Below are 10,999 nucleotides of genomic sequence, written 5' to 3'. Positions count from 1 at the left end.
CTCTGAATGTCGGGCAAAACTGGTGGTCACCATGAAAAAAATCAACAGCAAAAAGACGACGTCAATGAGCGGCGTCAGGTTGATGGTGAGTTCGTCGCGTTTGCGGTTATGCAAAAACATAGTTACAACCCTTCTGTTTCGCGCTCGCCGTGTAGGACCTCAACCAGTTTCAATGCTTCCTCTTCCATTTTGGCGACCAGTTCATCGACTTTACGTTGGAAATAACGGAAAAACATAAGCGCCGGGATGCCCACAATCAATCCTGCCGCTGTGGTGACCAACGCTTCAGAAATACCGCTCGCCAAAGCGCCCGGATCGCCCACACCTTTTACGGTGATCACCGTAAAAACACGAATCATACCTAACACGGTACCCAGCAAACCGAGCAGCGGCGCCACGGCGGCAATGGTGCCGAGGGTGTTCAAAAATCGTTCAAGTTCAAGGACCACTTGTCGTCCAGCGTCGGCAATGCTCTCTTTCATGACCTCTCGGCCATGCCGATGATTGAGCAGCCCCGCGGCGAGAATCCGCCCCAACGGCGAATGTTCCCGTAACACTTTTAGGTTTTTCTTGTTAATTTCGTTTTTCTTTGACCAGTTCCACACTTGGGCCACCAAGTGCTTGGGTGCCACTTTTTCGGTGCGCAATACCCAAAACCGCTCCAAAATGATCGCCATAGCGATCACTGAGCCCAAGCCCAACAAGATCATCACCGGACCACCGGCTTTCAAAAGCTCCCACACAGTTTTATCACCCCACTGCACAGTAACGTGGATGCAACTTTACCATATCGATCAGGAAGATGAAGGACTTCTATCACGCCAACGGTCACAACCAGTCAATTGGCCATCCCTGTCCCATTCACAGACAATGGCACCATCAGCCCCTGTCCATAGAACATGGCTACCTACGGCGCGCAGCCGTTCCAACGTTTCTTGGCGCGGAAATCCCCACGGATTCGTCTTGCTGGCAGCAATGAGTGACCACGTTGGTCGAATTTTATCGAGAAACAATTCAGTGCTGCTCAACTTGGAACCATGATGCGGGACAATAAGAACATCGGCAGACTGCAATACACCGCGTGCCGCCAGTCTGCGCTCTACACGTTTGCCAATGTCCCCCGTCAACAAAATGCGTCGCCCTTGATAGGTCAACTGAATCACGCAAGAAAAGTCGTTGTCGCTGCGCGACTGAAGGTCAACATCCGGCCACAACACATCAAGCCTCGCCTCCCCAAACTGAAACACCTGACCCGCCGCGCACGGCCGGAATGAAACAGCATATTTGGCAAAAATCGGCTCAGGCTGGCCGCTTAAACGAATCTGAAACCACGACCAATCGAATCCGTCACCGAGCCCGCCACTATGATCGATGTCATCATGAGAGACCACTAACCATCGTTGTCGATAATAAGCATCCGTCACCAACGGGCGCACGCTCGCAAAGCTTCGCGCGACGTCATACACCAGAAGATTCTGCTGCGCCTGCCACACCACACTCAAACTTTGTCCGGTATCCAACAGCCAAAGACGGGCCGACCAAGGTCGCCATTTTGCGCCGAACCACCACAGCAGCAACACAAATGTCATGGCCAGCGCCCCGACACTCCGATGTGCCAATGGGCGCGGTGCGAGCAGCAGACCAATGGCCACAACAAATAAGGCCAGCTCTGCAGTCCCCAAATAGATGGGCATATAGCCTACACTCGCCCCCCATGCGCCCAGCTCAAACAGGCCAACCACCGAGCTGTCCAAAAACGCTAAAACGTCTGACCACTGGAATAAGTGCCACGTCAGCATGGCCATGCCAAGCAAAGGGAAAAAAGCAACAGAAAAGATGGGCACCACCAGCAAATTGAGGACAAAGGCCATGGGTGTCCATCCGCCAGATAAATGTATCATCAGCGGCAAAAGCCCTAGCGTCAGATAACTCTGAACCCGCAATAAGCGCACCGTCCAACGCTTTCCGTCACAGATTCGCAAAGCCGTATCAATGAGCAGGATCGCCCCATAGCTGGCCCATAATGCCGGAGAAAAAATGGCAACCGGGTCAAGGACAAGCACGAGCGCAAGCACCATTAATAGAATGTCGCGCAGTTCGGTGTGGACGGAAAGCATGCGCAACACCACGAACAAGGACAGCATCGCCGCCGCACGCACGCCACTGATCGGCAAACCCGCCAGCATCACATAACACCAGACAAGGGGAACAGCAAAGAGATACCCAAACCATTGCCTAGGTAGCCCCCAACGCCAGCCCAACGGCGCGAAACACCACCCCAAACACACGCCCACTAACGACAGTGCGGCCACATGCAAACCACTGATCGCGAGCAGGTGCCCCAAGCCGGCTTGAGCCAAGGCTTGGCGTTGCGACTTTGGAATCTTGTCGCGCTCACCAAGTATGATGGCGCGCAGAAAACCTGCCGTCACCTCAGAGAAGTGCTGAGTGAAATGCTGTCCGAGGCGTGCGCGCATGGTCTGAGCCAAGCTGTGTGTTTCGTGAAGCTGCTCAGTGCTTTTAATGGTGCCCCATGCCACCACCCGTTTCGCGTAAGCCAGCGTCCACACATCAGGCGAATAAGGATTCGCTTTGGTCGTCGGCTTTCGCCACCGCACAATGAACTGGCCGTGCCAACCCGGCAAGCCGCGAAACTGACCCCGATAGTGCGCAAGCGATGCGTACACCGGCCATGGAAACCTAACCGGCTGGTCATCAATGGCATGGAGACGTAACAAAATACGTTCTGGGCCATGTGACTGGCGGGACACTTCGACTACCGTACCGCGTATTTTTTGCGCTACCGGTTGTGCCCCAATGGGGAGAGATTTCAGCTGATAATACTGTATGCCGCTGGATAAAACACTTATAATCACCGCTATCCAGAAGGGTCGATGGGTCAGTCGTGTTCTTGCGGCAACGCCAAACAGTGCCCATGCAGGTAAGCCGAACAGCACGGCGACGCCGAAGGCGATTTTGTGGGCACCCAGCAGCATGGTGGTGGCGCTGCCCCAAAGCATTCCGATTGCCAGCAGTCGATACTGAACCATCCTTGTTCATCCTGACTTGAGAGCAAACATACCGTAACATGCCGCGCAAAATTATACAAAAATGGCTGCCAGAGCCAGATAAAATCAAAGAACACAAGTACTTGAAGTGGCTTGGTAGCTGGCTGCACAACCCTGCCCTTTGGCATTTGCATCGGCGCAATGTGGCGCGGGCTTTTGCCATTGGTTTGTTTTGCGCTTGGGTACCCGTTCCAATGCAGATGGTATTAGCTGCCATTGGCGCGGTGATTTGGCGGGCCAACCTACCATTGGCGGTGGTATTGGTCTGGCTGACCAATCCACTGACCATGCCCCCCATGTTTTATGGGGCCTATGAACTTGGCAAGTGGCTGCTTGGTCGCCCTGACATGCCGTTTCAGTTTGAGCTTAGTATGACGTGGCTGACAGAAGGACTGCTCCAAGTGTGGGAACCGTTTCTGCTTGGGTGCGCGATACTTGGCACACTTTCCGCTGTACTCGGCTATTTCGTCAGCCTCTGGCTATGGCGGTGGCATGTGACGCATCACTGGCACAAGCGGCGTCAATAGTCAGTCAGTTGACCATCTTTCAGAGTCCATATTTTGTCCATCTGGCTTGCAATCTGTGACGAGTGTGTCACCACCAAAAACGCCGTCCCCATCGCCTTGTTCAACGAGACCATCAAAGCAAAGACTTCTTCGGCGGTGTGTTCATCCAGATTACCCGTGGGCTCATCGGCCAACACCACCTTTGGCGAGCAGGCCAACGCACGAGCAAAGGCCACGCGCTGACGCTCGCCCCCCGACAGTTCACCCGGGCGATGGCGATAACGTTCCGCCAGCCCCACTGACTCGAGCAATGTTTTTGCTTGCCTTTCGGCTTCCTTCGGCGAAGCGCCTCCCAGCAGCAACGGCATTGCGACGTTTTCAACCGCATCAAACTCAGGGAGCAAATGATGGAATTGATAAACAAACCCTAAGTGCCGATTGCGATATCGTGCCAACGCTTTTTCGCTCATGTTCTGAATTGGCGTATCGTCCCACCAAATTTCGCCACTTGTGGGCCGGTCAAGCCCGCCCAACAATTGCAAGAGCGTGCTTTTTCCACAACCGGATTGGCCGACAATGGCTACCATATCACCGGCGGCCAACGACAAGTCCACGCCATTGAGTACGTCGATCGTCTTATCACCATCGACATATTGACGGCACAGATGACGTGTGCGCAGCACGGGTCGGGTGTCACTCATAACGTAAAGCCTCTACCGGTTTGGTTCGTGATGCTCGCCAAGCAGGGTAAATGGTTGCCAAAAAGGCCATTAATAACGCCGCACCAGCCACACGCCCGACATCTGACCATTGCAGCTCAGACGGCAGGAAATTAATGAAATACACATCACCGGGCAACAAGGTAATGCCAAAAGCATGCTCAAGCCACGCGGCAAAATCCGGCAGATTCAATGACAACACGACCCCGCCAACCACCCCAAGCACGGTGCCGATAATTCCGTTAAACGCGCCCTGAAAAGCAAAAACGCGCAATATCAAACTAGGTGTCGCGCCAAATGTTTTCAAAATGGCGATATCGGCCTGCTTGTCGGTCACCACCATCACCATGGTTGAGACAATATTAAAAGCGGCGACAGCAATGATAAAAGCGAGCAATAGGAACATCATGTTCTTTTCCATTTTGACGGCGCGAAACAGCGAGCCCTGAGTATAGGTCCAGTCACTCACGTAATAGCGAAAGCCAAGGATCTGTCGCAAACTTTTCGATACCCTTGATGCCTGCATCACATCCGCCAACTTAAGGCGAACGCCATGCACGCCGTCGCCAGTGCGCAATAGCTTCTGTCCATCGGCAATGTGAATGATGGCCAAGCTAGCATCCATTTCCGCCCTGACCTCGAAAATGCCCGCCACAGTAAACTTGCGAAAACGAGGAATGATGCCCGTCGGCGAGACGGTGGTGCCTTCCACAACGAGCAGCGTGACTTTATCGCCAACATACACACCAAGCCGGCGCGCCAAATCACGACCAAGAATAATTTGCCAGCCTCCAGCGTGAAGATCGGACAGCTTCCCTTCTAACATATGCTTCCCAACGATGCTGACCTGCGCTTCTCGTTCCGGTAACACCCCCTGTACGAAGACAAACACATTGTCCCCGCCAGCACGTAAAACCCCCTGTGTCTGAATGTAGGGTGCGGTCGCCACCACTTGCGGCGATTGCGCCACCAACGACGCCACACTTTGCCAATCGGTCATCACGCCGCGGCGCTCACCAATCATCACATGCGGCGTCATCCCCAAAATTCGGTCTTTGAGCTCACGCTCAAAACCGTTCATGACCGACATCACAGTGATCAACACCATAACCCCCAGCGCAATTCCGCCCATGGAAACGAACGAAATAAAAGAAATAAAGTGGTTTTTTCGTTTGGCGCGGGTGTATCGCAACCCAATATACACAGCGAGCGGTTTGAACATGCCTTGTCCCACAATGCATTGTCTGCGCGACATGGTACCAGTGGATGGCATCACAACAAAGACCTGTCCCTGGATTTCCGTGCTAATCTATTAGCATTAGCCATTCACTTGCACCGATGTCATGCAACAAGAACGTCGACAATATTTTCGCATTGCCAGTCAAGTGGCTGTTCATGTTGAACCTGTCGAAGGAAACAAGCATGTGAGTCTGGAGATGCTCGAGCAAGAGCGCCCAAAGGCGTTTGCCCTGGTCAATGACGTCAACCAAATTGCCATGGAGGCCGAGCGCCTGGTGCGCCAACTCGACCGCACTGATCCCACTGTTGCTGAGTTTTGCCGCAACATTGACAAACGCATCCAGCTACTGACCCGGTTTATCGCCCTACAGGCGTTGTCCGATCCAGTTGAACAAAAACTCGTGTCTATTAGCGGCAACGGATTGCGTTTTACCACGGACAAAGCGTTCGAAAAAGGACAAGTCGTCCGAGTCGAGCTCATGCTGCCAGACAGCGGTAGTACAATTTTGTGTTTTGGTGAAGTGGTCGACACTCGTAAGGTTGACGATGGCTTCGAAATAGCGGTAACGTTTACAGTCATCAGTGAAGCTGACCGTGACGCCATTATTCGCCACGTACTGACCAGAGAAGCCGAACTATTAAGGAACAAGAAAGAATCTGGCGAGATAGGAGCATCGACATGAAAACCATCGGCATCATCATATTTTTACCACTCTGCGCCATGCTGTCTTTTGCGGCGACCGAGACACCTCGTCAAGATTCACTGACGTTGGTAAAGGAACTGGCCGAAGCGAAAATTGATCGCCCCCATAATGGCATGACCATGGAAGCGGTTTTGAAAAAATATGGCGAACCCAAGAAAAAGCATGCGCCGGTTGGCGATCCGCCCATCACTCGATGGGATTATCCAGACTTTAATGTCTATTTCGAATACAACCGCGTGATACACGCTGTCCCAAATCGCAAGTGAACCTTCGCCGGTGGTGCGTTATAATCGCGCCACCCAAAAAACCCGCCCGTAACCATTACTGTGACATCAACTGTGCAAGCGCCCAAGGCCGGGCAAGTCAAACGTATTGCCGGTTTGGTTGGTGATGCTTGGCTGTATGAACTGGCCGAGTTAGTTCGCCAATCTAACACCTTTCACTGCGTGATCTTGCCGGACAACACCTCAGTTGAACAGGCCTCGGAGTCACTGAAATTCTGGCTGCCAGAACACACTGTATTGCGTCTTCCCGATTGGGAAACACTGCCGTACGATGCCTTTTCACCGCATCCGGACATCATCGCCGAACGCATCGGTACGCTTTACCGCTTGCCACAACTCAACACTGGCGTGCTTTTGGTACCGGTGAGTACGCTCATGCAACGGTTGCCGCCAAAATCTTACATTTTGGGTCGAACGTTCCATCTCAAAGTCGGGCAAACAATCGAGCCCGGAGCGTTTTGCGAACAACTGGTCTATGCAGGCTACGAGCGGGTCAGTCAAGTCTATCAACCGGGCGAGTTCGCCCAGCGCGGCGCCATTATCGATTTTTTCCCGAGCGGATACGATGCGCCGATTCGAATTGATTTGTTTGACGACGAAGTGGAAACCATTCGGCGCTTCGATCCTGACACGCAACGCACCACGACCCATATCGATGAAATAAAGCTGTTGCCGGCACACGAGTTTCCAACGGATGACACCGCCCTGACACAATTTCGACAGCGCTGGCGTTCACTTCTGCCTGTCTCGCGAAATCCCGAGTCAATTTATCAGCAAGTCAGTCAGGGCCAGCTACCGCAAGGCATCGAATATTACTTCCCGTTGTTCTTTGAACACACCAGCACCTTGGTGGACTATTTGCCTGAGGCCAGCGTCTGGGTCGAAGTTGGCGACTGCGATCAAGCGTTTTCACAACTGTGGGAAGAAATCCGTCAGCGCTACGCGGCGCGAAAAGAAAGCGAAGCCAGACCACCCTTGCCGCCGGAAATGCTTTTTTTGCGCGACAATGAGTACTTCGCCGATCTCAAGCGTCGACCGCGCTGGCAATTGCAACACGGCACTTCAGACAAAGCGCATACCGTCATTCGGCGCTATCGCACGCTGCCCGACATCACCCTCGATCACCGCGCCCGCCAGCGCACCCATCGATTGCAGGATTGGCTGACACAGCACCAGCATCCGGTGGTCATCTGCACAGAAAGTCTTGGCCGTGCCGAGCAAGTCGCTGATTGGTTGAGTGAAATTGATCGGCCTATACAGCGTTTGGACGACTGGCCCAATGTCCAGCAGGTATTGAACACAGCGAATGCTGCCGCGCTTGTCCTCACCGTCTGTTCGATGTCGCAGGGATTCATTCATCCGGACGGCTGGGCAGTGGTGGCTGAAAATGCCTTTTACGGCGACAAGGTTCGCCTATCGGAGACAAAGCCCAGCGGCATCGACCCGGACAAACTGATTCGTGATTTGGCCGAACTGACGCCCGGAGCACCTGTGGTGCATTATGAACATGGCGTCGCCCGCTATTTGGGGCTGACCACCCTCACCGCCGATGGTCAAACCCAAGAGTTTCTGACCCTCGAATTTGCCGAACACGACAAACTGTACGTACCGGTCCATAACCTGCACCTGCTCAGCCGCTTCTCCGCCACTGAGGAAAGCGCTGTTGCCTTGAGCAAACTGGGCAATGACTCCTGGTCAAAGACACGCGCCAAAGCCGCCGAAAAGATTCGCGACGTCGCCGCGGAACTTTTAGACGTCTACGCACAACGTGCCGCCCAACCCGGGTTTTCGCACCAGCCCAATGGTGAAGACTTGCAGCTTTTCGCCGCGAGCTTTCCATTTGAAGAAACGCCCGATCAGCAAAAAGCGATCGACGAAGTGCTCAACGATTTGGCGCGTCCGTATCCAATGGATCGGCTCGTGTGTGGCGATGTTGGCTTTGGTAAAACCGAAGTCGCCATGCGCGCAGCGTTTGCGGTGACCAATGCAGGGCGACAAGTGGCGGTTCTCGTTCCCACCACACTGCTTGCCCAACAACACTATGAGACCTTTATCGAACGGTTCAAAGACTGGCCTGTGCGCATTGAGTTGCTGTCTCGTTTCCGGGCGAGCCGCCAGCAACAAAAAACGTTGGAAGGCTTAGCCTCGGGCGAAGTGGACATTGTCATCGGCACCCACAAACTCGTACAAAAGGACATTGATTTTGCGCGTCTGGGGCTGGTCATCATTGATGAAGAGCACCGCTTCGGGGTGCACCAAAAAGAACATCTCAAACGCAAACAACCCAATGTCGACATCCTTGCCATGACGGCAACGCCGATTCCGCGCTCATTAAACCTGGCCCTGTCTGGGTTGCGCGACTTGTCCATCATAGCCACCCCGCCAGCGCATCGACTTTCGGTAAAAACCTTCATCCGGCCGAATGACTCGCTGTTAGTGAAAGACGCCATACAGCGTGAAATTCGCCGAGGCGGCCAAGTCTTTGTCGTGCACAACGACATCAAGACCATTGTTCGACGGGCAGAGGAAATCCGCAACATGCTCCCCGGCCTTCGTGTGGCAGTGGCGCATGGGCAAATGCGGGAATTGGAACTCGAACGCATCATGCAGGATTTCTATCATCATCGTTATCAAGTGCTCGTATGCACAACCATCATCGAAACCGGCATTGATATTCCCACCGCCAACACTCTGATTGTCGACCGTGCCGACCATTTCGGCTTGGCCCAGCTACACCAATTGCGTGGCCGTGTGGGTCGCTCACACCATCAAGCCTATGCCTATCTGCTGATTCCAGAATCTAAGCAGCTGATGACCAAAGACGCCCAGCGCCGTCTGGAAGCCATCGAGAAGATGGACCAGTTGGGCAGCGGTTTTCTGCTTGCCCAACAAGATCTGGAAATTCGTGGTGCGGGCGAAATTCTTGGCGAAGAACAGTCCGGTCAAATTGAGCGTATTGGCTACTCCCTGTACATGGATATGTTGGATCGGGCCGTCAAGGCACTCAAATCGGGTGAACAACCCTCGCTGGACGTCGTCATTCGCGCCCACGCCGAGGTGGACTTGCAAGTCTCCGCCATCTTGCCGGAAGACTATGTTCCGGACGTCAGCGAGCGACTCACACTCTACAAGCGGATTGCCTCGACAAAAAATGAACACGAACTGGATGCTCTGAAGGTGGAACTCATTGACCGCTTTGGTCTTTTGCCCGAACCGACCAAGATGCTGTTTCGCGTGACCCGTTTGCGTCAACGCGCCGAAGCCCTTGGCATCCGCCAATTATCACTTGGCCGCGAAGGCGGAAAAATCCTGTTTTCCGAACAACCCAAGTTTGATCCCTATGTGTTGATTCAGATGATGCAGGCACGGCCTGATCGCTATCGAATGCGTGGCAGCCATCACCTGCAAATTGTTGGCCAGTTCGAGACATCCGACAAACGTATCCATTTTGCCGAGCGACTGATCAACCGCTTGGAAGAAGGCACAGGGAAAGATTGACCATGCAAGCATCAGCCCGCACAATAACAACAACGCAAATAGGCGCCGGAAGTTTGATGCCAGTTTTGTTCATCATTTTCATGCTGTTGGCCACAACGGTCGCAGCCGACACAACTGTGCCAAACGATACACAGCAAGCCCCAATCTACCGTGTCGAGGTGCTGGTATTTGAACGGCTTGACGACAAATTGCGCCAGTCCGAACACTGGCCGGACACACCATTGGAAATCCAATGGCCGAAAGCGTTGCATGATCCCTTCTCACCGCCACCATGCCAACGCCTGAGCGCTAATGCAACCGATGACCACCTAAACGCCGATGCGTTAGCCACACCAAACGCGTCGTCATCCTCCCCCGCCAGCCCAACGGAAAACACCGAGCAAGCCTCCATGCAGCCTCATTGGATACCATGGCAAGCGCCCGATTGGCTGTTGCCGGTGGCCTGTCCCGATGGCTATGCCTATCTGATCGAAGCGCCTTCGACGCCCACGGACGAAGATGCACAAGACGCGCTACCAACCGAGGCCGCGGCGCAAGATGGCGATCTAGACTCCGCCCCCCGTTTACCACTGGATGGCTTCGAACTGGTTCCGGAAGCCACCCTCAAAGACGCTTATCAGCATCTGAAAGCGCGCCGTGGCGTCAGGATTCTGCACTACAGCAGTTGGCGTCAGCCGTTTCCACCAAACAGCCCGGTACAAAACTTCCGCCTGATTGGTGGCAAGGACTACAGTGACCAGTTTTCGATAGTGGGGCTCCCGATCGTGCCCAACACAACCCCATTGCCACACGACGTGCCTGATGGCCAGAGTGCGGACGCATCCGATGGGCCAACGGAGCAAGAGGCACACGAGCAGACGTCTACCGAACCGGTCGAACACCTATCCGATCATGCCGAAGCGCCAGTGATCGCCCCGGACACGGCCGACCAAGCAGATAGCGCCCCTCAGACCATCGCCATCGACCATCTGTGGGCATTGG

The 10,999-nt window shown here is 54.0% G+C and carries 10 protein-coding genes; 5 read left to right on the top strand and 5 right to left on the bottom strand.

Annotated elements, in window-relative coordinates; all coding sequences use genetic code 11:
• The 3 genes from D6694_04825 to D6694_04815 all read right to left on the bottom strand — a co-directional run.
• The coding region (locus D6694_04825) for a biopolymer transporter ExbD (protein RMH45407.1) at window positions 1-120 on the bottom strand (120 nt) is incomplete at its 3' end.
• Between the two features lie 2 nt (window positions 121-122).
• Window positions 123-743: a MotA/TolQ/ExbB proton channel family protein gene (locus D6694_04820; protein ID RMH45406.1), complete on the bottom strand. Its 621-nt coding sequence runs from the start codon at window positions 741-743 to the stop codon at window positions 123-125.
• 51 nt (window positions 744-794) lie between these two features.
• On the bottom strand, window positions 795-3,050 hold the full coding sequence (locus D6694_04815; protein ID RMH45405.1) for a DNA internalization-related competence protein ComEC/Rec2: 2,256 nt from the start codon (window positions 3,048-3,050) through the stop codon (window positions 795-797).
• Window positions 3,051-3,088: 38 nt separating this feature from the next.
• Between D6694_04815 and D6694_04810 the strand changes: the two genes are divergently transcribed.
• Window positions 3,089-3,595, top strand: a complete 507-nt coding sequence (locus tag D6694_04810; protein ID RMH45404.1) for a DUF2062 domain-containing protein — start codon at window positions 3,089-3,091, stop codon at window positions 3,593-3,595.
• Here the strand turns inward: D6694_04810 and D6694_04805 are convergent.
• Both D6694_04805 and D6694_04800 read right to left on the bottom strand, forming a co-directional pair.
• Window positions 3,589-4,275, bottom strand: coding sequence for an ABC transporter ATP-binding protein (locus D6694_04805; GenBank protein RMH45403.1), 687 nt, complete (start codon window positions 4,273-4,275; stop codon window positions 3,589-3,591). The genes D6694_04810 and D6694_04805 overlap by 7 nt on opposite strands.
• Window positions 4,268-5,515, bottom strand: coding sequence for a lipoprotein-releasing ABC transporter permease subunit (locus D6694_04800; protein RMH45408.1), 1,248 nt, complete (start codon window positions 5,513-5,515; stop codon window positions 4,268-4,270). Before D6694_04800 ends, D6694_04805 begins: the two co-directional genes overlap by 8 nt.
• A gap of 121 nt (window positions 5,516-5,636) precedes the next feature.
• Between D6694_04800 and D6694_04795 the strand changes: the two genes are divergently transcribed.
• The 4 genes from D6694_04795 to D6694_04780 all read left to right on the top strand — a co-directional run.
• Window positions 5,637-6,215: a PilZ domain-containing protein gene (locus D6694_04795; protein ID RMH45402.1), complete on the top strand. Its 579-nt coding sequence runs from the start codon at window positions 5,637-5,639 to the stop codon at window positions 6,213-6,215.
• Window positions 6,212-6,502, top strand: a complete 291-nt coding sequence (locus D6694_04790; GenBank protein RMH45401.1) for a hypothetical protein — start codon at window positions 6,212-6,214, stop codon at window positions 6,500-6,502. The genes D6694_04795 and D6694_04790 overlap by 4 nt, the downstream gene beginning before the upstream one ends.
• A 54-nt stretch (window positions 6,503-6,556) precedes the next feature.
• Complete coding sequence (locus D6694_04785; protein RMH45400.1) at window positions 6,557-10,018, top strand: transcription-repair coupling factor; 3,462 nt, start codon at window positions 6,557-6,559, stop codon at window positions 10,016-10,018.
• A gap of 2 nt (window positions 10,019-10,020) precedes the next feature.
• A partial coding sequence (locus D6694_04780) for a hypothetical protein (GenBank protein ID RMH45399.1) occupies window positions 10,021-10,999 on the top strand: 979 nt, incomplete at its 3' end.

The organism is Gammaproteobacteria bacterium (assembly GCA_003696665.1).
GTDB lineage: Bacteria > Pseudomonadota > Gammaproteobacteria > Enterobacterales.
This window is presented reverse-complemented; position numbering and strand designations above follow the sequence as displayed.